General features: G+C 69.5%; 13 protein-coding genes. 6 read left to right on the top strand and 7 right to left on the bottom strand.

The genetic code is table 11. The features are described 5' to 3' along the window. Positions 1 to 24: 24 nt before the first annotated feature. From ACQPZP_RS09325 to ACQPZP_RS09315, 3 genes are all read right to left on the bottom strand, one after another. Entirely contained in the window at positions 25 to 351 is a 327-nt protein-coding gene (locus ACQPZP_RS09325) for a hypothetical protein (protein WP_433467306.1), read from the bottom strand. Positions 352 to 381: 30 nt separating this feature from the next. Beyond that, complete coding sequence (locus ACQPZP_RS09320) at positions 382 to 1,575, bottom strand: hypothetical protein (RefSeq protein ID WP_433477225.1); 1,194 nt, start codon at positions 1,573 to 1,575, stop codon at positions 382 to 384. 76 nt (positions 1,576 to 1,651) lie between these two features. Next, positions 1,652 to 2,230: a hypothetical protein gene (locus tag ACQPZP_RS09315; protein ID WP_433477224.1), complete on the bottom strand. Its 579-nt coding sequence runs from the start codon at positions 2,228 to 2,230 to the stop codon at positions 1,652 to 1,654. Positions 2,231 to 2,331: 101 nt separating this feature from the next. On the opposite strand from ACQPZP_RS09315, the gene ACQPZP_RS09310 reads away from it, so the two are divergent. From ACQPZP_RS09310 to ACQPZP_RS09300, 3 genes are all read left to right on the top strand, one after another. After that, positions 2,332 to 2,976 carry a hypothetical protein gene (locus ACQPZP_RS09310; protein ID WP_433477223.1) on the top strand — a complete coding sequence of 215 codons (645 nt, stop codon included), beginning with the start codon at positions 2,332 to 2,334 and terminating at the stop codon, positions 2,974 to 2,976. A gap of 138 nt (positions 2,977 to 3,114) precedes the next feature. Next, positions 3,115 to 7,041 (top strand): hypothetical protein, encoded by a 3,927-nt coding sequence (locus ACQPZP_RS09305; protein ID WP_433477222.1) that lies wholly within the window; start codon positions 3,115 to 3,117, stop codon positions 7,039 to 7,041. A 315-nt stretch (positions 7,042 to 7,356) separates the two neighbouring features. After that, positions 7,357 to 7,941: a hypothetical protein gene (locus ACQPZP_RS09300; protein WP_433477221.1), complete on the top strand. Its 585-nt coding sequence runs from the start codon at positions 7,357 to 7,359 to the stop codon at positions 7,939 to 7,941. A 105-nt stretch (positions 7,942 to 8,046) separates the two neighbouring features. Here ACQPZP_RS09300 and ACQPZP_RS09295 read toward each other — a convergent pair whose 3' ends face one another. After that, positions 8,047 to 11,991: a hypothetical protein gene (locus ACQPZP_RS09295; RefSeq protein ID WP_433477220.1), complete on the bottom strand. Its 3,945-nt coding sequence runs from the start codon at positions 11,989 to 11,991 to the stop codon at positions 8,047 to 8,049. A 113-nt stretch (positions 11,992 to 12,104) separates the two neighbouring features. Further along, a complete protein-coding gene (locus ACQPZP_RS09290; protein WP_433477219.1) occupies positions 12,105 to 14,732 on the bottom strand; it encodes an ATP-binding protein in 2,628 nt (875 codons plus the stop codon). Between the two features lie 152 nt (positions 14,733 to 14,884). Here ACQPZP_RS09290 and ACQPZP_RS09285 point away from each other — a divergent pair, with 152 nt between their 5' ends. Both ACQPZP_RS09285 and ACQPZP_RS09280 read left to right on the top strand, forming a co-directional pair. Further along, positions 14,885 to 16,663, top strand: coding sequence for an AAA family ATPase (locus ACQPZP_RS09285; protein WP_433477218.1), 1,779 nt, complete (start codon positions 14,885 to 14,887; stop codon positions 16,661 to 16,663). Between the two features lie 42 nt (positions 16,664 to 16,705). Then, positions 16,706 to 18,025, top strand: a complete 1,320-nt coding sequence (locus ACQPZP_RS09280; protein ID WP_433477217.1) for a hypothetical protein — start codon at positions 16,706 to 16,708, stop codon at positions 18,023 to 18,025. A 139-nt stretch (positions 18,026 to 18,164) separates the two neighbouring features. On the opposite strand, the gene ACQPZP_RS09275 is transcribed toward ACQPZP_RS09280, so the two are convergent. Continuing rightward, positions 18,165 to 18,674, bottom strand: a complete 510-nt coding sequence (locus tag ACQPZP_RS09275; protein WP_433477216.1) for a hypothetical protein — start codon at positions 18,672 to 18,674, stop codon at positions 18,165 to 18,167. Between the two features lie 43 nt (positions 18,675 to 18,717). Continuing rightward, positions 18,718 to 19,725: a hypothetical protein gene (locus tag ACQPZP_RS09270; protein WP_433477215.1), complete on the bottom strand. Its 1,008-nt coding sequence runs from the start codon at positions 19,723 to 19,725 to the stop codon at positions 18,718 to 18,720. A gap of 274 nt (positions 19,726 to 19,999) precedes the next feature. Here ACQPZP_RS09270 and ACQPZP_RS09265 point away from each other — a divergent pair, with 274 nt between their 5' ends. Further along, positions 20,000 to 21,148: a hypothetical protein gene (locus ACQPZP_RS09265; protein ID WP_433477214.1), complete on the top strand. Its 1,149-nt coding sequence runs from the start codon at positions 20,000 to 20,002 to the stop codon at positions 21,146 to 21,148. Positions 21,149 to 21,308 lie beyond the last annotated feature (160 nt).

Below are 21,308 nucleotides of genomic sequence, written 5' to 3'. Positions count from 1 at the left end.
ACTCCCTACACTGAGATGCCTGTCTCAGTTGTTGCTGTTGCTGACGGTGTTGACGCTGGAGAAGACCTTGCCGACGAGGTCGCCCATCATGTTGACCCCGGTGAGCGTGAGATTGAGGTTGAACAGAAGCCCGCCGATGAGCAGGGCGAAGATGAGCGACTTGAACGCCTCACCCGGCCTGCCCCGGCCGATGCCGTTGATCATCCGGAAGACTCCGAACACCACGATGACGACGGCGATGGCGCCGCAGATCGCGACCAGTGCCTTGCCCGCGGGCGAGTCGTCCAGGAAACTGTTGGCGCCTTTGTCTCCGACAGGCGCCGCGAGCAGGTAAAAACCAGGAGCTGACATCCTCATTACCTCCATGTTGTGAGGTCCCGGTCAGTTTTTCTGTGCGTTGTAGTAGGGCTCCAGATCCGCCGCGGAACCGGCCGGTCCCCAGGCGAGCACCGGTGGCTGAGCCCCACTGGCTCCGACCAGCAGGTCGAAGTCGGCGAAGTTAGTGAACGGCTGTACGTTGTTCTTCTTTCCAGGAACCGTCCCGATTTGATCCGTTCTGGCAAGCATGAGACGTACCCGAACGATGATTTGTTCGTCGGTGGATTTGATCGCCGAGAGAACCTGTACGGCCTGAGCGGAGTTCGCCAGGCCGAAGCCGGATAGGCCCTGGTAGCTATGTGAGTTGTCCTGGTCGCCGGTGACGGCGAGCAGGCCCGCCGAATCACCTGTGGCGTAGGCCGTCGCCCACCGCAGGATCTGGTTTTTCGCCTCCTCGCTGACCTGGACGGTCAGTCCGGAGTAATTGGTGTAGTCGCCGGTTCCCTCCGGCTTGCCGGCCCCGTTCTTCCAGACCGAGAAGGCGGGTGACGCGGCCAGCCGCGGCCCCGAGGTGTCGAGCAGCACCGGCACGTCCAGCTGGAGCACGTCCGAGACCGGTGCGGGCGTCTCGGTGCCCCCGGTCGGCGGAGTGGGCCCAGAGCTGATCGACGGAGTGATCTGTGGGGTGGGCGTCGTGCCCGGGGACGGCGCGCCCGCCGCTCCCGTCTGGGACGCCCCACCGCTCGGCGTCGAGGACGGTGTGCCGCTCGGCGTCGAGGACGCCGCGCCACCAGGCGTCGAGGACGGGGTCTGCGAGGCCCCCTGTCCCGGATCGCTCATGACGACCAGGAAGTGATGGACCTCGAAATCGGTGAAGCCGAGCTTCTCCGAACCGAAATGCTGAGGGGTGAACCCCACCCAGTTCAGAGACCGGTAGTCGAGGGCGGCGGCGCGCCTGCCAGGGGTCTGCGCGGACGCCTTCTGCGGGTCGAAGGTATCGGCGTGGGGCACGTCCTGCTGCTTGCCGGCCAGGAAGTTCACCGCCGCGGTGTAGGCCAGGTCGCGGCCCTGCGGGTCGACCGCCGACAGATCGGGCTCAGTGCTTCCCTTGGAGAAGGCGACGACCAGGGCGACGACGCTCAGGCCTGCCGCGAGGAAGAGCGCACCCAGGATTCTCCTGGCCCGCCTGCGAGCGGTCGGCTCGCTTGAACGCCGGGCGGGCACCATGGTGAAACGAGTGGGTGACTGTTCCGGCATTGTGTCTCTCCTCGATTTGTTCACGCTGCAGCCAGGACCGTGCGGCGCTCACGCGGATGCGCAAGTGCCGGTCGGCTCAGCGCCTGCGCTTCGGGCGACGGCGGCCGCTGGACAACTGGGTGGACGCCTTCAGCCCGCGGCCGCCGCGACCGCGGGGACGCAGCCGGTCCGCACCGGGCATCTTCTGCTGCGGGTAACCGCGCGAGTCCCAGCTGACGGCGTCCACCGGAACACCGCCGGGCAGCATCCGGACGGTGCCCGCGGCGGTGCGGCGAAGCGGCGCGATGCCGACGTACAGCCGGACCTGCCGGCCGTCGACGACGAGCTTCCGGTTGCGGGTCCCGTTCACCTGCAGCCCCAGCCACTTGGCCAGCGACTCCCCGCGCAGCGGGGAGAAGTTGACGGCCGACCAGCCGGCCGCTCCGCCGAGCACCGGTCCGTACATCAGCGCGTTCAGGCCCGGGCCGAGGACCATGAAGGCGATCAGGAAGCCGAGCGACGATCCGATGACCACCGCGATGAGTGTGGTCAGCCGGACGGTACGGGGCAGCGTGACGCTCTTGTTCAGGCTGCCGATCACCGCGGGCGGCGGCTTCAGCATGTTGGTCGCGGCCAGCATCGCCGGCCCCCTGACACGGTCGTCCTCCTCGCTCATGCCTGGGACCGTGCGCGGTTGCGCTCCGGGCGCCATAACAATTCGCTACATGTCGCCGTCCGCGGGTTGCCCGGACGCCCTGGTCGGCGACGGTCAGAGGCATGCCGAAGTTGACCGACTACGCTCGCCAGGGCTTCCGGCGGCGTCGCCTCCTGCGCGAGAGCGAGCTGCCCGAGTGGTGGAACATCGCCGTGTGGGCCGGTGTCGGAGGCATCGTGCTGATGCTGGTGGCCGGTGCGGTGTTCAGCGGTGACGATTCCGCCGGTACCACCACCGCTCAGAGCCAGGCGCCGCGCTACCAGGTCCAGACGCTGGATCCCCGCGGCCTCAGCGCCTCGCCCAGCCCGGGAAGCACGACGCCCGGCGCCACGCCCACACAGGTGCTCCCGACGGGGCCCTCCGCGAAGAACTTCACCGCGACCGCCGCGACCAAGATCCCGATGACCGGCGGCGGCACGACGGTCGTCCCCGCCGGCGCGCTGAACGCGGCAATGGCCGCCGCCCAGGCCGCGGTGACCGGGAACTGGAAGGACGTCCCCCTCGTCGGCGCGACCCGGCCTCCGGCCAAAAAGGCCATGCCGCAGGGGTCGGTGGTGAAAGGGATCAGCGTCACGGATCCCTCGATGACCGGAAACAGCCAGTACCGGTTCAGTGCGACGATCACGCATGCCGGAGGGGCCCGGCCCGACGTCGTGGAGCTTCTGGTGGAGCCGGACGGGAGCGGATACGCCGTCCGGGCGAAGTAGCGCTTCCCTGCCCCGCGCACGACCTTCCCTTGCCGTCGCCACGAACCGACGGACGGTCATGATCGATCGGCTCCCACGTCGGGGGCGACCGCAGAGCTGAGCAAGGTACCGGAACAGAGGTAGCGGCCGATGCCCTGGATGGACGATCGCAGCAACCTTGGGGGCCAGTCCGACCCGCCGGTCGAACTGCAGCCTCTGAACGGCGATGAACTGCTCGACGAGTCGTCGGAAGAGCCACCCGCCCCGACGGCCGCCGGGGCCGAACTGCGGCCGGTGGCCGAGGGTGAGCAGCTGGACGACCTGGCCGAGCTCTCGCCCGAGGAAGCCGCCACGTTGGGGTCGGACCCTCGCATCGGCGCGTCGTTCCAGCGACCGGAGAACGTCTCCGACATCCTCGCCGCGCATGCGCGCGACGACCGGGGGACGGACGGGCAGGGCAAGAACCCGTACGGCGACGCGGCGGTTCTGGGCGGGCAGGTCAAGAACGATCCCTCGAACCCGCTCGGACTGCAGCGGATGCTGGACGCCGCCGCGCAGGCGGCACAGCTGGCCAAGGACCTCAAGAACCCGCCCACCGGCTCGCCGTCGGAGCCGCCGGCCGCCGGCAACGGCAACGGACCGACCACCGGCAAGGACGCGCTCAAGAAGGCGGCCGGCGACTTCGCCGAGGACAAGCTGCGCCAGGCCGCTGAGAAAAAGGGTCTTCCGACAAAGTACGTTCCGTCGATGCCAGAAGGCGACAATCTGGCGGAAAAGGGCCTCAACCTCTTGGGGCAGGCCGCCGACATCGGCGCCCGAGCCGTTTCCGACCGGTACGCGCCCCAGGCGTACGACACGGTCAAGGACTCCAGCGCCGGCGGTGGCGCGCTGGACAAGCTGGAAGCGTCCAAGATCGGGCAGAAGATACCGAAATCGTTCTGGGACGGGTTCCGGCGCCGCAAGGGCGGCCAGAACGCGGCCGGAGCCGGCCAGGGCGGTCAGAGCAGGGCCGACGGTTCTGAGAAGAGCAAAGAGAAGAACCACGGGAAGCTCAAGATCCTCCTCGCGGTCACTCTGCCGGTCGTCGCCGTCCTGGTCTCCATTCTCCTGATCGCCGCGCTGATCCTGGGCGTCAACGTCGACGACGACGTCGCGGAGTCGCAGCCGGAGCAGGCCTCGGACAACAAGGTCTCCGAGTACTTCCCGGGGAATTGGCAGCGGATCCTGAAGCAGGCGTCGGAGCAGACGTCGGGCAATGCGCAGGACTACTCCGAGGTGCCCTGGACGATCCTGGCGGGTCTGGTCAAGACGCAGACCGACTTCGCCCGGTACAGCCCCTACGACAACGTCGACCGTGACCCCGGGCGCAAGTCCAAGGAGGTTCCCAGCGGGAACGGCTCCGGCAATGGCGGCGGGGTGAACACCGATGTCAGCAACACCGTCGGCGCCGGGCCGGGGCCGGTCCAGGGGGTCGACGGTGAGGGCTCGGCGGCCACCGTGCCCGGCACCGGCAGTAACCATGTCGCGCCGCCGGACGGAGACCTGAGCCACCAGTTGGGCTGGTTCCTGTGGGCGCTGCGGATGCAGGAGTCCAACGGCAACTACACCATCGGCGCCGGCACGAGCCAGAGCACCGCGTGTGGCGCCTACCAGTACATCACCAGCACCTGGAACAACTACGGGGGTTACACCAGGGCGTGTGACGCTCCGCCGAGTGTGCAGGACCGGCGGGCCAAAGAGGACGTGCTGCGCAAGTGGAACCAGTACCACAAGTGGCAGCCGATCGCGGTCGACCACTTCACCGGGAGCTGGGGACCCAACCCGGAGAAATGGGGCCAGTGCCCGGGGGCGTGTGACTTCAACCCGACGGCGTGGGAGTACGTCGACGGCGTGATGACCAAGATGCGGGCCGCGGCGCGGGACCACCCGGCCGGCGGCGTACAGCCCGCATCCTTCCGCATCGCGCCCGGGTCCGACACGCCCGGCGGGTCCGGGACGCCGTCGGCCGCCCCCCGCGCGGATGCCAGGCCGGCACAGGGCAGGCCCGCACAGGGCGCGCCGTCACAAGGCGGGTCGGCAGAAGGCCGCCGCCCCGGCGTGTACGCCTGGGGTTGCGATGTGGAGAACCCCGACCCCGATATCGGCGGCAAGGACAACCAGGGCACCGGGCCGTATCTGTTGACACCGGCGGCGGCGGGTCAGATGCGGTCGCACTTCCTCGATCCACAGAATCCCTGCCAAGCTTCCTACTTCGTCGCGTACTCCCTGGTCAAGACGGCCGAGCAGGTGCACCGCGACCCGAAGAGCCCCAAGTGGAAGGCGGACGGGAACGCCAAGGACCAGGAGAACGCGCGCAAGTACTGGAGCAAGGTGATCGCGTCCTCGGGGATCTTCATGGACCGCTCGGCCAACCCCGACGGGCCGTGCGCGGTGCCCCCGCCCGACGACCCGGAGAAGCCGTGGTCGATCAGCTTCAAGATCATCACGATCTGGCGGTGCGAGGCCAACCGCATCCAGGACCTGTACCTGGTCACCAGCGGCAAGTACGACAGCGGCGGGTTCAAGTACGCCGTCCAGGACAACCGGGCCGCCGCGGTGGAGACCCTGGTCAACGAGGCGATGTCGGTCAGCTACGGGGCCGGCAAATGGAAGACCGACAAGTGCGACAACGGCAAGGACTCGCGCCAGGGCGTCTTCCCGATGACCAAGAAGGAGGCCGAAGAGGCCGACCTGGAGGACCGCTGCGATGTCGACAAGAACATCGCCGCCGCCGCCAAACTGGTGCTCTCGGTGGAGAAGACCAAACCCGAAGACCGCCCGCACGACCTGGGCGTCTTCCAGCCGATGATCGGCGGCTGGCAGAAGATCAGCATCGCCATGGGCACCGACCTGGAACTGTTCTCCCTGATCGGGCCGGGGCAGAACGGCTTCCACGGGACCGAGAAGTGCACTGCGGTGATGCGCAAGTTCCTCACCGACATCGCCCCGCACGCCACCGAGTTCGGCAAGATGGAAAAGGCCCCCACCGCCGACGAGGTCTACAGCAAATGGCAGCCGAAACTCGAGGCGCTGGAACAGGCGCACAACATCAAGGACCCGAGCAGCGATCCCGCCTGCCAGATCGGGTCCTGGGCCCCCGGATTCAACAGCTCGCTGGCCCAGATCGCCACCGACCTGGTCGGCAACGGGACCGACAGCGCCAACCTCAGCGGCCTGGGCAACTACTACCAGGCTCGGGAGGAGGCCAACCAGGAGACCCCACCGGTCGTCGGCGAGGACACCCTGGTCATCCCCCGGCTGGCGCTGCGCCCGCTGAAGCCGATCGGCGCGCCGGTGGCCGCCGACGCCACCCAGGCATGGTCGCGGCTCGGCAACACCGAGGGAGTGCTGCTTCCCCTGGAGCAGGTCGCCGTCGAGTACGCCTGGTTCTTCGGCGGCGTCATTCCTCCGTTCAACAGCGCGGGCAAGTTGATCGGCTCCCTCGCCACCGGCGAGGGCACGACGGGAGACCCGGGCACCGTCCAGACGACGGTCGGACCCGACGGATGCCCCGAGGACGTCCCTTCGAACGCTCTGCACGACGGGGTGGTGAACAAGGGGAAGGGGAAGGGGAAGGACTCTGGCGAGCTCACCATCCACCAACTATGCGTGGACTCCGTGAAGGAGGCCCGCACCCCCCAAGCCGCAATGGCCATCAAATGGGCGCTGACCCACCTCGGCTGGCCCTATGCCTCGCTCACCCCCGGCAAACCCGGCTACGGGAAGCGGAACGACCCCGGCTGGGCCGACTGCTCCAGCTTTGTTTCCCGGGCCTACCGCGACAGCGGCGCCATCCCGAACCTGTACCCGAAGGGCAGCAACGCCCCCACCACCAATACGTTCTTGGGCGTCCGCTGGACGCACAAGATTTCACTGAGTCAGGCGAAGCCCGGCGATCTGGTCGAGCCGCATGACGGCCACGTGGCCATGCAACTCGCCGACGGATACAAAGTGCACACCAACCAGACCGGAGACGTCTCCAAGGTGGAACGCGCCTACACCGGTGACGTTTTCTGGGTCGGCTGGATCGACCCCAGCAAGGTGTAATTCCCGAACCGCGACCACTGTCTCCATATGATAGAAATCTCTCCTTTACCAGAGGGGTCTTATCTACCAAACAGCCTCTCCCTGCACCAGGCAGGGAGAGGCTGTTTGTTTTTGGCGCGAAATCCGTTCACAAAGCCCATCGATATGAATCCATCGAGCAGTCGACTTGCGATCACGGTGCGCTATGAGCGATAATTGATGGGTACCATAGCAAACGGAGCCCGTCCTGGCCTCGTTTGCGCACGTCACCTAAGACGCGCGCAGAGGCCGGGATGTCATCCGGCCTCGCGCGCCTTTCATCCGAAAGGATTAACCATGAGCGCGAAGCCGAACAACAACCTGCGACTCATCGCCATCGTCGGCGCCGTGGTCGCCGCAGTCGGACTGCTCGCCGGCCTGGCGTTCGCCACGCTGACGACGAACTCGGACAGCGACAGCGAGGTGCACCGTCCCGAGGCCTCGGCCACCGCTCCGGCGGCCCAGCCCATCAAGATCATCGCCACGGTGGACAACGGCATGCCGGGCAACGACCGACAGTTCGCCATGCTGGAGTTCGAGGTCAACCCGGAGGGCGGTCAGATCACTGGGACGTACACGAAGGTGACCATCAACGGCTCCGGCAAGGCGGTCGGGATGGAAAATCCGACCCAGATCGGCGGCACCGGCGGGGCCACCACGTTCAAGCTCCAGGTGCCCGACGGGACCGTCAAGGGCAACCTCCTCGGCGCCAACTCGCCGGGGACGATCCTGAAGTTCGACCGGACCTTCGGCGTGGAGAAGTACGACTGGACGATCATCTCCTCCGCGCAGGAGTTCAAGAACACGGTCACGACGTACCTTCAGCGGTTCGCCGATTGCTCCAAGAAGCACGCGGTCGACCCCTGCGAGGGCGTCGTTTGAGCCGCGCGCAGCAGCGCGCAACAGCGCGCAGCGCCAACATCGACCGGCCTCCACCCCCGTGACGGGAGTGGAGGCCGGTACTGTTTTCGGGTCAGCGGCTTCCGGCTACGTCCTGGACATCTCGTCCTGGTACATGTCCCGCAGCACCCTCCGGATGTCGACCGGGGTGTTGGCGTTCGCCGCCAGCCGGGGGTCGACCTGGGTCATCCGCCTGCTGGCCTGCAGGGACTGCTGGAGGTCTTCCAGCCGGTTGAGCACGACGTCATTATCGGCCCGCTCCATACGCGCATGGCCTTCGAGTGACTGCCGGAGGCGATCCAGGTCCTCGATGATGGCGCCGGCGCCATTGGCGTTCTGTGGTGTCTGGGAGATGGCGCCGATCAGCCTGTCGAGCTCCTCATGCCATTCCTGCTGTGCCTGTTGGTTCTGCCTGCCGATCTGGTCGGCGAGCCGCGCCAGCTCGTCGGTGTCGATCATGGTGCTCGGATCGGCCATCTGGACCCGCAGATCGCAGACTCCGCGCGCCGTCCGGGACGCGTCGACGGCATCACGGAACATCGCGCTCAGCCTGTCGACCCGCTGGGCGGAGTCCTGGTACTCCGCGGTGAGACGGATCTCTTCCGCATTGAAGAATTCTGGGGCGAGCACAACGCGCGCGTCGTGCAGATTCTTCGTCTCCGTGGCGTTCATCAGCATGGACTGGACTTCCCGTTCGATCTGACGCTGGATATTTCCGGCCGACGTGGCGGTGCCGTCCGGCAGATCGATACGAATATTGTTGAAGTCCAGCTCGCTTTGCGCGGCTTGCATCACGCCGCTCACCGCCCCCAGATCGCGCAGGTTGCGGACGTCGGGGGTCGGCATATCGACGTCAGCGGCCCAGTTCCGAGCCATCTCCACGGCGGCGGTCTCCCCCCGCCGGGGGGCGACGACGATGCGTGAGATCTCCTCGTCCTTGCCCCCATCGAGCCAGCGCTCCACCCGCACCCTCACCTCGGGAATGCGCGTGTCGAGTCCGTTGGCTTCGAGGATGTTGACGATCTCGCCGTCATCGGTCATGTAGCCGCGTTCCCTGACCTGCGCCGTCATCCGGGCGATCTGCTGGTCCTTGGTCTCCAGGACCCCGTCGGCGGTCATCTGGGGCCGCCGGTCGCGCGGGGGGAGCATCAAGAACGCCCCGAGTTGGCCGAACTGCTCGGCGGTGAGGCCCTGCGGCCGCCCGCCCACGAACTCCACATCGGGGGCGATCAGCCCCTGGTTGCTGACCTGGAGCTGACTGGGGTTCAGTCCCATCGCGTTCGCCGCGTCGGCGAGCGCCCGCATCTTCTCCTCGTCGTTGACGAACCCGGTGAACTCCGGGTTGAGCCCTCCGTGCATCCCGGCTCCCCACAGCCGGGCCCGATGCATGTTCAGGCCGTCCTCGGTGTGTTCTCTTTCCAGCCGCCGCTGCTCCTCGGGGTCGCTGACCCGGATGATGTTGCGATGCCAGTCGTCGGCCTGCCGCAGGCCCGTCCGGGCGCTCGCCGCCGTGGGCATGCCGGCGGCCGAGATCGGCGTGCCCGACCCGTCGCCGTTCGGGCCGCCGTTGCGCGCGCCGGCGATCAGGCCACCGGCGGCCTGACCTCCGCGCAGGGCCGCGGCGCTGCCGGTGAAGGCCATCAGCGGCAGCGTCGCCAGCACCGCCGGCGGCGCCACCATCGTCAGGCCGGCCAGGCCCGCGGTCAGGCCGGCGTACGCCGCCGCACGCTGCGCGGGCGAACCCGACGCGGCCTTCCGCTGCAGGTTGTTGACGCCCCGCTGCAGCCGCGCACGGGTGCCGTCGTACCGGTCCCGCGCCCAGTCGGTGATCGGACGGGTGGCACGCTGCGCACCCCGCTTGGCGACGCCTGCCACCGCCCGCGTCGCACGGTTGTTGACCAGGCGCCGCTGCAGCGACTTCTCGTCCAGCGCGGCCAGCCGCGCCCGGCCTACGCCGAGCCGGCCGAGCCGTTGGCCCACCTGCTGGCCGGGGTTGCGCGCCATCCTCCGGTCGCCGCTGCTCTTCAGGATGATGGCCGAGGCGAATCCCGTTGCCCCGGTGGTGGACGAGATGTCCCCGAGGCTCAGGATCCTGCTGATCTTCCTGAACAGGAACAGCGCCACCAGCGGAGCCGCGCCCTGCGCGACCTGCTGGAAGAAGTTCGGAGTGCCGTCGTTGGTGGTCGCCTCGACGGCCTGATACGTGGTGTCGGTGAGCATCACCATGAACGTCAGGCCCAAGGTGAACAGGAAGTCACCCGCCGCCGCCGCGCCGGTGAGCTTGAGCAATCGCATGCCTTGTGGCAGGCCCGCGCCTATCAGCAGTAATGTGATCGGCAAAATCATTACCAGGCCTGCCAAGCCCACACTGGAAACTGTCATACCGATCGCCATGGGTCCCATGACGAACAGGAAGACGAAGGCGACGATCATCGCCATCAGGCCCTGGGTGAGCCGCTGAGCCTGGTTCTTGCCCAGCCACGCGGAGGCGAAGTTCCAGTCGGCACGGCATTCCGGCTTGGTCGAGTAGCAATCTCCCAGCTTGTCCTTGAGCTCATCATCGCCGTTGAAGTAGAACGGGCCCATCGTGCCGTTGTCACACATGAAACAGAGCACGTCGATGCCGGCGACACTGAACTGGGTCCCGCTTTTGTCGTCTTCGTAGGAGATGTCACTGAAGAGCTTCTTGCAGGCCTTCGACTTATCCGCGATCTTGGTGGCCGCGTCCCATTGCAGGATCGTGTGCCCACCGTCGTCGTCGCCGTCGTCGCCGTACCTTCCGCCGTCAGGGCCCTTGCAGGCGCCCCAGGCGATGAAGATCATCTGCTCGTCCGCGCCGGGGTCGATGTAGTACCCGCGGGCCATGCTCGGCTGGGTGGTACCCGGCTCGTTACCGGTCGACAGGTCGTAGGCGATCAGCTTCTTGTCGTTGCCGACGTCGGATTTGGCTTCGAGAAAACGGCATGACGCATGGGCCGGAGAGGGGAACTTCTTCGTTCCCTCGCCGAACTGCGCGGCCTGCCAGGAGCGGACGAGCGAGATCTCCCACATCTTGCTCACCTGGGCCATGGCCGTTTTGCCGTCGTCACCGATAGTGGTGCCGGCATTCTCGTTCGAGTACTGCTCGTAGAGCGTCTTGTCGAGTTTCGCGCAGGTGACCGGGCCGGCCCCGGCTTCAGAGTGGTTGTCGTAGAACACGGGGTTGGTATCCGTGCCGTCGTTGAATCTCCCGAGCTGCTGCAGGCTGTTCAGCGAGTCCGCCGCGGTGCCGAACCAGCCCTGTACAGTCGTGGCCGCCCACGGCGCGGTGTACGGCGCCGTCGGGTTGTCCTGATGCTGGTCGGCCTGGTCGCCCATGAAGAAGATCACACCGTTCGCGGCGAGGAAGACCGCGATCAGGCGCATCCCGGACGCGGGCCCCTTGCGGGCCCCGCTGGTCCAGCGTTTGACCACCGCCGCCAGGACGAACAACCACGAGGGGATCAAGAACCAGGCCGCGTACAGGGAGAAGGTCCGGAAGACCGAGTTGATCGCCTTCGCCGCGTCCGGCTGGCAGATCATGTCGAACGTGTAGCCGAACCCCATGAGCGAGCCGATGATCCGCCAGCAGAGGCCCCCCGCCATGAACATCAGGCTGGCGATCATCGAGACGAACCGCTGGGTCTTGAAGATCCGGGCGTTGTCCACCACGAAGAGCTCGAAGGACGTCCACCGGTGCAACGGCAGGTAGTCCCTTTGCTCGTTGTAGACGGAACAGGCGTCGCCGCCCCCGTTGCCGTCGTCCTCTATGGGCCTCTGGGCCGCCGCGAGCAGGCGCCCGCCGGCGCCGGTCCCGGTCTGCGCCGCCGGCGCGGGCGCCGGTGCAGGTGCGGACGCCGGCGCGGGCACAGATGACAGGGCGGGCGCGGACGCCGGTGCGGACGCGGACGCCTGCGGCTTCTGATTGCCGGGCGTGTTGCCAGGTGTGAGACCACTCCCCTGACCGGACAGCATGGCCAGGCCGCCGAAAACGGTCGCGGCCAGCAGCCACACCAGTAGCTGCCGTCCGCGGCGCGGACGTTCACGAGCCGCCTTCGCGCCCCCCCGCGCCGCACCAGCGGAGCGGGCCTCCCCCCGCGGGTCGCCGCCGCGGGGCGGGCCTGGCCTCAGCCGACGAGCCATTGATTCTGCTCCTCCCCCGCCTGCGGCGCGGTGGTGATGTCGTGCCCCGTGTGCGCCGCCGCTGTGACGTCCTGTCCGTTCGGAGCGGGTGCCGGAGAACCGCCCTGCTCCATCCGCGTCGCGGCCTCGACGGCCGCCTCGTACTCGGCCCGCTCGGCTTCCTCCCGCTCCTGGCGCTGTTCCTCGCGTCTGCGGCGGTCCTCCGGGTTGGTGCTGTACGCCTCGGCCGCCTCGGGCGGCGTGGGGCCGAGCACGACCTGGGCGTGCCGCTGCCACAGATCACGGAAGATGCCACGGGCCCAGCGCGCCGGCTTGCCGTTCTCCGCCGGCAGCGGGCCGAACTCGCGGATCTGCGCGAGCCGTTCGGGGGTCGGCTGCAGACCGCACAGGCTCAGCGCCGTCTCCGCCTCCCGCTTCTCGTTCAGCTTCAGGACCAGCACCCGGCTGAGGTAGGACTCCAGGTCCTTGGTCACCACGTCCGCGATCCGCTGGGTGAGGAACACCGGCATGATGTTCAGCGACCGGCCTTCACGGGAGATGCGCTGCAGGGACGCCAGCCCCTCGGCCTGCGAGAGGAAGGTCCACGCCTCGTCCACGATCAGCACACCGGAGCGGTTGGCGATGAGGATCTCCAGCGAGGCCCGGATGACCAGGCGCACCGCCGCGAGCGCGATGCGCTCCGACACCGAGTACTCGCTCGGCGTCTTTCCCTCGGGCAGGCCGAGCTCGCGGTCGAAGTCGACCAGCGTGAGCCGCTGCGACATGTCCAGGCGGGGCAGCGGCTGGAGCGCGATGCCGAGGGAGAACATGGAGGACGCCTCCATCTGCTGCTCCACCAGGCTGCGCACCCGCTCGGCGTCGTCGCCGGGGACGAACTTCAGGGCGTCCCACACGCAGCGTGCGCCGTTGAGCGCGCCCCGCTTCAGTCCGGAACCGAGCGCGAGCCGTTCCGACAGCGAGAGCCCGTCACGGGAGTCGTCCAGCGCGGACAGGATGTGCACGTTCGCGATCTCGGCCGCGATCGTCGGCGGCGCGTACCGGAACGGGTCGAAGGCCCCGGGGGACTCCTCCAGCGCCGACATCGACACCCGCCCCGCGGGAATGCCCAGCCGCTGGACGTAGTCCACCATCCCGTAGAGCGAGTCGCCGCCCTTGGGGTTCACGAAGATCACCGGCAGGCCGTTCAGTGCGGACTGGGTGGCGACCGACTGCGCGAAGAAGGTCTTGCCGCTGCCCGGGTCCCCGAAGATGCCGAAGACCGGGGGCAGGTTCTTGCGGGGCGCGCCGAGCGGATCGACGAAGAACGGCGTGCCGTCCGGGTCGATGAGCCCGCCGAAGACCCCGGCGTCGTCACCGAGGTCGGAGAACGCCTGGAGCCCCGCGTGCGAGACCATCGGCACGTTGACGTCCTGCAGGAACGGGTTCACCCGGACCGAGGAGCAGGGCAGGGTCTCCTCCAGCGCCTGGATCTGCCGGTGCTCCAGGGCCTTCATCTGGATCCCGTAGTACTGGTTGAGGAACTCCAGGTACGTCTCGGTGGCCTCGGTCATCTCCCGGGCCATGATGAAGCTGCACCTGGCCAGCATCGGCTGGTTGGAGTTCGCGAGGTAGTCCTCGACCTCCTTGGCCTGCTGGAAGGTCTGGGACAGCTCCACCTTCTCCAGGTCCTGGGTCTTGCGCTCCTCTTCCATGTTGGACATGATCCGGCGCTGCGCCCGGCGGGCCCGCGCCCGCGTCAGGTTCGCCGGTTCGAGCTCGGCCCGGATCGAGATCACGTGCGGCGCGTCGCCGGGATGGCTGATCACGTCCAGCGCCCACTGGGCCTCCGGGGACGGCATGACCGGCTGGTCGAACCGCATGACGGCGGCCATCTCCAGTTCCCCGATGCCGGCGACGCCGAGCCGCGTCGGCATCTCCTCGATCACCGCGTCCGGGCCGCGCCCGAGGTTGTACCAGGACTCCAGCTGGTCCATCTCCTGCCGGGTCGGCAGCTGCGCGTCCGCCCGCTTGAAGATCGACTCGATGTGCTCCTGATCCTTGACATAGTCGGACAAATCGGGGGTGTCGTCGGCCATGGAGTCCTTGACCAGGTCCGTCAGCGCCTGGACGGTCGACATGGCCCCCTGTGAGCCCGAGCCCTTGCCGGCGCGGGACGCCTTGTCCATGATCGACGACCGCAGTTCCACGCCGATGAAAAGGACGCGTTTGGGCGCCAGGAAGCCGAAGGCGCCGGCCTGGTAGGCGCGCAGCTCCTCGGTGTTCTCCTTCGGCGGCGTCACGAGGTCGTCCCAGGTGATCGAGACGAGGTGGACGTTCCGGTTGTTGGACAGCGTCGCCAGCCCGCCCACCGGCTGTCGGGAGGTCCGGCCCAGGTCACCGAGGAGCCTGGCCAGCGGCGCGGCCATCGACAGCTGTTCCGCAGGGTCTTCCCACTTCATCGGCGACAGCCGCACGGTGCGGTACATCCACACCTCGCCGTTGTAGCCGACGTAGATGCCGTCGGCGGTCCGCCATGCGTACGGAGTGGTCCACATGGTGGCCGTGTCAGCCTCGGAACGACCCGCGCGGCTGGTCCCGGTGAGTCGCCCGAGCGCCGCCCTCAGGTTGGCCATGCGTGTCATCTCCCAGGTTGTGATTGCTCTCAGGGAGACAGTCCGGCATCCGAGGCTGGCGGCAGCCGACATTGTCCGCACAGTCGCTTATAGAGAAACTCCGGCCGGTCCGCCGGCCGGGTGACAACCAGAGCACCTGAGGACACTGAGTGATGGCAACTGCGCCGAACCTCGTCGTGGCGGGGGATCCTGGCGTCGCCCGCAGCCTGCGGGCGACCGGCCGGTTCTCTTCGGTCTTCGAGGCCGCCTCCGCGGCGGAACTTCGCGACCTGTCCAGGAGTGGGCGGGTCGGCTCGCCGGCCGCGTTCATGTTCGCCCCAGGCTTCGTCGAGGACCTCCCGGGGGCAGGGGTGGCCGTCCTTGCGAACGGGCTCGCCGGCAACGGGTTCACCGTGCTGGTGCACGGATACTTCGCCGAACGCGGCGACGTCTTCGACCCGGGAGTGAAGGTCACCGGAAGACAGCTCAAGATGTCGGACCTGCTGGCGACCTTCGGCATCGCCGATCCGCCGCCGGCACAGCCCGCCGATCCGCCGCAGGCACAGCCCGATCCGCCGCCGGCTCCCGCACAACCGCCGGCGCCGCCCCGAACGACCCCTCCTGCCCAGACGCCGGCCGCCGACCAACCTCCGGCCGCCGCCCAGTCTTCCGCGGCAGGCCAGCCCTTCGGGGCGGCCCAGCCGCCGGCCACCGGCCAACCTCCTGCCACCGGCCGGCCTCCCGCGGCCGGTCAGCCCGCGGCCGGCGGTTGGCCATCGGCTCCCGCGCAACCGCAGGGCTTCGGCCAGGCGCCGGGTGCCGTGCCGCCGTCGGCCGGACAACCCGCGCCTCCGGCCCCGGCTCCGAACCAGCAGTGGCCGGCGCCGGCGCCGGGACAACAGCCCCTCCAGGGGCAGCAACCCGTCGCGGGAGCGCCGCCGCAGCAGACGCCCGAGTCAGGGGCCGCGACGAGGCACGACCAGAACGCGCTTCCGGCCCAGCCGCCCTCGAACGCCCAGCCGTCCTCGAACGCCTGGCCGGGCCCGCAGCAGACGCCCCCGCCCGCACCGGCCGCGGCCCCGGCGCCCGCCCCCAGGCTGGGACGGGTCATCGCCGTCGCCTCGGCCAAGGGCGGCGTGGGCAAGACCAGCACGGCCGTGAACCTGTCGGTCTACGCGGCCAGGCATCTGCAGGCGGCCGGCCGGCCGGGGTCGGTGGCGCTGGTGGACACCAACTTCCAGCAGGCCGACGTCGCGCGCTACCTGAACCTGGAGTCGCCGACGATCCTCGACCTGCTCCGGGTCAACGGGGCGTTCACGGCGATGAGCGTGCGCGAGCATCTCGCGCGGCTCCCGGACATCGAGCTGTACACGCTGCTCGGGCCGATCGACGTCACCATGGCCGACCCGGCGCTGATCAACGCGATGCTGTACAAGCGGATCCTCGGGGTGCTGCGCCAGGCGTTCGACTACGTGTTCGTCGACACGCCGGTCGCCGAGCTCTACCACATGACGTTCACCGACCTGATCCTGCCCGAGGCCGACGCGATCCTGATCCCGGTCGAGCCCAACCGGGTGACGCTGGAGGCCGCCCGTGCCTGGCTCGGGGCGATCACCATGCCCCGGCACTCCCGGAGCGGCGGCGTCGACCCCGAGAAGCTGTCGCTCATCCTCAACCGGGCCCGCACCGACGTGGACTGCAGCCCGGAGGACGTCATGGACCTGTTGCCGGGCTGGCGGTTCGTCGGGATGATCCCGGAGGACCCGGAGTGGACGCAGGCGGCCAACAACCGCCGGCTGAACGCCCTGCAGATCGGCCCGGACCTGGACGCGACCTTCCGCGAGATCCTGCAGTTCGTCACCGGGGATCCGGTGTTCGGCCAGCCCATGGCGACGCAGTCGAGCGGCCGGGGCGGCATCTGGAGGAAGCTCCTCGGCATGGATCCCAAGTGACCATCCTCCCGCCGGCCAGATACGAAGAAAGGAAACGGCCATATGCCAGCGCAAAATGAGCCCGCCACCGGGATGGACTTCTGGGCGGCCATCGGCGTCGGCCAGGAGCCGGAGGACGAGCCGGAAGAGAGCCCCGCGCAGGACCAGCTCCTGGTGAACGGCGCCGCAGCCCCGGCGGCACCGGCGGACACGGCCGCCCCGGAGTCCCCGGCGGGAGCCGAGGAGCAGAAGCCGCAGGACGACTGGGCTTCGCTGTTCTCCGCCTGGGACGACTCCGCCGGCGGCGCCCCGCCCGCGTCGGGGCAGCCCGCCGCCGCGCCGGCCGCCCCGAAGGCCCAGGGGCGGAAGCCGAAGAAGCCCGAGGACGCGCCGGCGAAGCAGCCCCCCACGGACGTCAAGGTCGCGCAGGCACCGGAAACGCCGGCCCCGGAGGCGGGACAGGCGGCACAGTCTCCGCCCCCCGCAGGGGCGTCGTCGGCTCCGCCGAGCACGCCTTTCGCGGCGGCCGGGCAGGCCGCCCAGCCCGCGGCGGCCGCGCAGGCTCCGAAGACCGCGCAGACCTCACGTGAGGTGGACGGCGCCACGGCGCAGGCCGCGCCCGTGGCGGATCCGGCGTGGACGACCGCGGAGCGCATCGCCACCTCGCTCCGCCCGCGGGTGGCCGAACTCTGGCTGGAGGTGCTCACCCAGCACACCGACGGGGATCCGGCCATGGCCAGCAGGGTCTACCACGTCCTGAACGGCACCCACCTGCTCGGTGAGCTGATGCGCGACGAGACAATCGACGAGGTGCACGTCCACGGCACCCAGGTCACCGTCTGCGGAGCGAACGGCATACGCCAGATCCCCGGGTTCCCCAACCTCACCGCGTCCCGCCGGGCCGTCAAGACGATCGCGGCCTCGCGGGAGAAGAGGGGGCTCGTCGTCTCGAAGGTCGGAGACTCGGTCGTGATCAGCCGGCGGAACGGCACGGTTCCGGACACGGACGTCCTGCTGGCCGGCGGAGTCGTCACCGAGGACCAGATCGCCCGGATCCGCGGGGCGCTCGGGCAGATGCAGGCGGTGACCGTCACCGGCCCCGCCGCGCGGATCGTCATCCGCGCGCTCGCCTCGCTGATCCCGGACGGCAGCCGCGTCTTCCTCGGGGCCTACGCGGCGCTGCCCGCCGGGTGCGTCACCGCGGTGAGCCCGATGGAGGCCGACTACGTGCTCGGGGTGCGCCCGGGAGCGGTGGCCGAGGAGATGGCGGCCGCGGGGCAGGTCGGCGCCCTCATCGCCAACCCGGAGACGCAGTTCCAGCCGGCGCTGCGGTTCGCCGTCACCGGCCCGTCCGCGGCTCCGGAGAAGCTCGTCGACCGCTGAGATCCCAAGGCCGCCCAGACCACCGGCCGGCCCGCCTCCGCGGCGGTGACGCCCACCGCGGAGGTGGCGGCCGGATCCCTGCGGAAACGCCATGGGGCGCCGCCCGCCACGTCTGCGGCGGGCGGCGCCCCATGGCGCGTCAGCCCAGGTGTACCGCGCCCTTGTGCTCCCAGTCCCCCACTTCGAGCACCCGGGCACGGGCCGCGGCCTCGGCCAGCGGCGCGATGAGGCGGCCCAGGGACGTGCGCCGCGGGGTCCCGGGCACGTCGGCGAGTTCGGTGACCCGCCGGACGCCGGTCTCCCCGTGCAGTTCGAAGCCGCGGACCGGATGCACCCAGAGCCTGCCCTGCTCGGTGTCCATCACCGGCATCGCCCGGTCGCCGGGGGCGACGGCGATCTCCCCGAGCACCCAGCCGGTGCGCCGGGCCGCGTCCGCGAAGGCGATGATCTGCTCCAGGTCGCGCCGCAGCCGCGGCATGCAGGCACCGGCGAACGAGACCGGCGGGCTGCCCAGCGCCACGGCGCTGCGGCAGCCCAGCCGGCCGGCGATCTCGCCGACCCGATCGAGGACACTGCGGTGAACGAGGCCCACGTCCGCTCCATCCACGGTCAGCAGCACCACGTTCACGCGGCCCTGCGAATCGGCCATCGGATTCCCCCTGCCCGGACGGCCCCCGGCCGTCCGGGACCGTTCAGGCGGTGCGCATGTCCACAACGCGGTCGGAGTCCAGGATGAAGCTCGCGGCCTCGTCCGGCGTGACGCCCAGCACGTCGACGACCAGCCGGATCGGGCCCACCTTCTCGGCGTCGCAGCGGTGGCATCTGGTGCGGTTGTCCCCGTACACCTTCATCGAGGGGTTCTCGTCGCCGTTGCTGTGCCGTCGCGGGCGGGGGCAGTGCCACAGGTTCTCGTCGTCGGACGAGGACCCGAGCCGCGTCAGCACCTTCCGGACGTCCACGGCCTTGGCCTCGGCGATCCGCTGGTTGTGCGGCGACACGGGCAGGGGCGCGACGATGTCGGCGGCGCGGCGTCCGGCCCGCAGCTCCTGGCGGTACTTGCCCGCCTCCCGCCGCAGCTTCTCCAGGTCGACGCCCTGGGCCGGATCGTCCTTGACGATGGGGACGGGCTCGGTTCCGGTGGACAGGTAGGGGAAGCGGTCGTCGGACCGCCGCCGCAGCGCGGCGACGAGCACGAAGGTGGCCAGCGCGTCCCTCGCCGACTCCGGCGGGACCATGCGCAGCCGTGCCGCGTACCGGATCACCGTGGCGGCCTCCGGCGCGACCAGCCGCTGCGAGCCGGAGCCGACCTGCACGGTCGGGACGCCTTCGGCGTCCGGACCGCCGACCTGGCCCCACATCATGTGCCCGGGCGGCCGGCCCGCGTCGGGGAACGCCTCGCCCTTCGGGTCCAGCCGGGAGAACTCCAGGACCGTCCCGCCGGCGTAGGCGTCGACGCGGCGGCCGGCGAAACCGCACAGCGCCGCGTACGGAATGAGGCAGTCGGGGCTCTCGGGCGCGAGGAAGATCACCCGGGATCGGAAGTCCGCCGCGGTCAGGCCGCTCGCCCGCAGCCCGGCCATGGTCGCCGCGATCACGTCATCGTCCTCGCCCGGAACCAGGTCGACCGACTTGATCCCTTCGATCGCCGGGGGTGAACCGGTCGTCCGAACGGCCAGTACGTAGTCGCTCAACTGGTGCATCAGGTCTCCTTTGTAGTGTGCCGCCCCCGTGTGTCACGCATGACCGTCCCGGCTGTGGGGCGACTCGCACGTATTTCTTTGCGTTTCGTTGGCCTGGACGCTCTCGTCTGATTCTCTGGTACTTGCCGATCCGACCTGGCCCGAAACGGTTAAGGGGTGAGGAGTGGACACCGGACCAGTGCCACCGGTGCCGCACCTGGCCGGAAGCGGCCGGGTGCCGACGTTACCGCCGGCCGTTCGCGGCCGGCGGCAGGACACGGAGAAGGGTGCAGCAGTGCCAGCACAAACCAAGGAAGAATTCTACGTCCGGCGCCTCTTCGACGACGACGTCCCTGTGTTCGTGGACGCGACCAAGAACGTCCGGCAGGATCTTCCGTACCCGCTCAGCGCCAAGAAGGCGCTGAAGGCGACGTGCGGGGTGCGGACGGACAACGAGGTCGTCGCGTTCAGCCTGCGCAACTACACCGGCAAGCAGGCCGAGCGGGAGGTCGAGCACGTCGAGAGCACCGTCGACGGGAGGGTGACGGCGCAGAACCAGCTGCGGCTGCGAATGCCCCGCAGGACCCTGCACGGCCTGAACGAGACGGCGCGCGCCCTGTCGGTCGTCCTCGGCGACGAGGTGATCACCGAGCTGGACGGCGACCTCTACGTCCTCACCCTCGCCCGCAACGGCAACGAGGGCGAGCTGACCCTGGCCGGCAAGCTGACCAGGTCCGAGGGCGGCTACGTCCGGTCCGAGCTGTCCGACGCCGACACCGAGTTCGAGCTCCCGGTCGCGGGGGTGCGGCTGCGCATCTTCCTGCGCTCCCCGGTCCGCGAGCGCATCATCGCCTACGGTTTCAGCGGCTACCTCACCCGCAAGCCCGGTGAGATGGAGACGGTGACCCGGGCGACCGCGCTGGCCCTCAACAGCATCCTCGGCCTGGCGACGTTCCGGATGCTGTCCCAGCTGGAGCGCATCGACGTCCCGCCCGTCCCGCGCGGCAACGCGGCACGCCCGCGCAAGGCGGCCGACCGGGTGACCTTCACGGTCCCGGCGCTGCTGTTCACCGAGGACGGGACCCCGGCGGCCCGCGGCCACGTCGCCGCCGAGATCGATCTGGACCAGGTGGACCCGGTGACCGGGGGCCTGCAACTCCACGTCACCGCGGGCGACCAGCTGGAGTGGAACCCGGCGGTGGCCGAGACGGTGCAGTTCGACGCCTACGAGAGGGTGCTCACCGAGACCATCGGCGCCATGCTCCACTCGGTGCTCGGCGCCGACACGGTCCGCGACCTCGCCTACGACATCATGCTGGGCGACCTCGGGCCGGACTCCATCACCCGCCTGCGGGCGGCGACCACGGGCCTTCCGGGGCTGGCGGCCAAGCCCAGCCAGGCCGAGGTGCGGTCCGCGCAGCCGACCGGCGCGCCGGCCGCCTGACCCCGGAACGGTCCTCACCGTTCGCTCAGCCCGGTGGTGCCGGGGCCGCACGGCCCCGGCACTCCGGCGTAGGGACCCGGCCGCACGAACGGTCCTCGCGCGATGCGGGACCGCCGTGCGGCGGGTTCCGGCGGGGGCGCGGGCCAGGCTCTAAAGTCTC

It is taken from the genome of Spirillospora sp. CA-142024 (assembly GCF_050942325.1).
Classification (GTDB): Bacteria; Actinomycetota; Actinomycetes; order Streptosporangiales; family Streptosporangiaceae; genus Spirillospora.
This window is presented reverse-complemented; position numbering and strand designations above follow the sequence as displayed.

Excerpts from the sequence above, each read along its gene's own strand:
- ACQPZP_RS09310 (WP_433477223.1), top strand. The coding sequence starts at position 2,332 with ATGCCGAAGTTGACCGACTACGCTCGCCAGGGCTTCCGGCGGCGTCGC.
- ACQPZP_RS09300 (WP_433477221.1), top strand. The coding sequence starts at position 7,357 with ATGAGCGCGAAGCCGAACAACAACCTGCGACTCATCGCCATCGTCGGC.
- ACQPZP_RS09270 (WP_433477215.1), bottom strand. The coding sequence starts at position 19,725 with ATGCACCAGTTGAGCGACTACGTACTGGCCGTTCGGACGACCGGTTCA.
- ACQPZP_RS09325 (WP_433467306.1), bottom strand. The coding sequence starts at position 351 with ATGTCAGCTCCTGGTTTTTACCTGCTCGCGGCGCCTGTCGGAGACAAA.
- ACQPZP_RS09285 (WP_433477218.1), top strand. The coding sequence starts at position 14,885 with ATGGCAACTGCGCCGAACCTCGTCGTGGCGGGGGATCCTGGCGTCGCC.
- ACQPZP_RS09320 (WP_433477225.1), bottom strand. The coding sequence starts at position 1,575 with ATGCCGGAACAGTCACCCACTCGTTTCACCATGGTGCCCGCCCGGCGT.
- ACQPZP_RS09290 (WP_433477219.1), bottom strand. The coding sequence starts at position 14,732 with ATGGCCAACCTGAGGGCGGCGCTCGGGCGACTCACCGGGACCAGCCGC.
- ACQPZP_RS09305 (WP_433477222.1), top strand. The coding sequence starts at position 3,115 with ATGGACGATCGCAGCAACCTTGGGGGCCAGTCCGACCCGCCGGTCGAA.
- ACQPZP_RS09280 (WP_433477217.1), top strand. The coding sequence starts at position 16,706 with ATGCCAGCGCAAAATGAGCCCGCCACCGGGATGGACTTCTGGGCGGCC.
- ACQPZP_RS09275 (WP_433477216.1), bottom strand. The coding sequence starts at position 18,674 with ATGGCCGATTCGCAGGGCCGCGTGAACGTGGTGCTGCTGACCGTGGAT.
- ACQPZP_RS09315 (WP_433477224.1), bottom strand. The coding sequence starts at position 2,230 with ATGAGCGAGGAGGACGACCGTGTCAGGGGGCCGGCGATGCTGGCCGCG.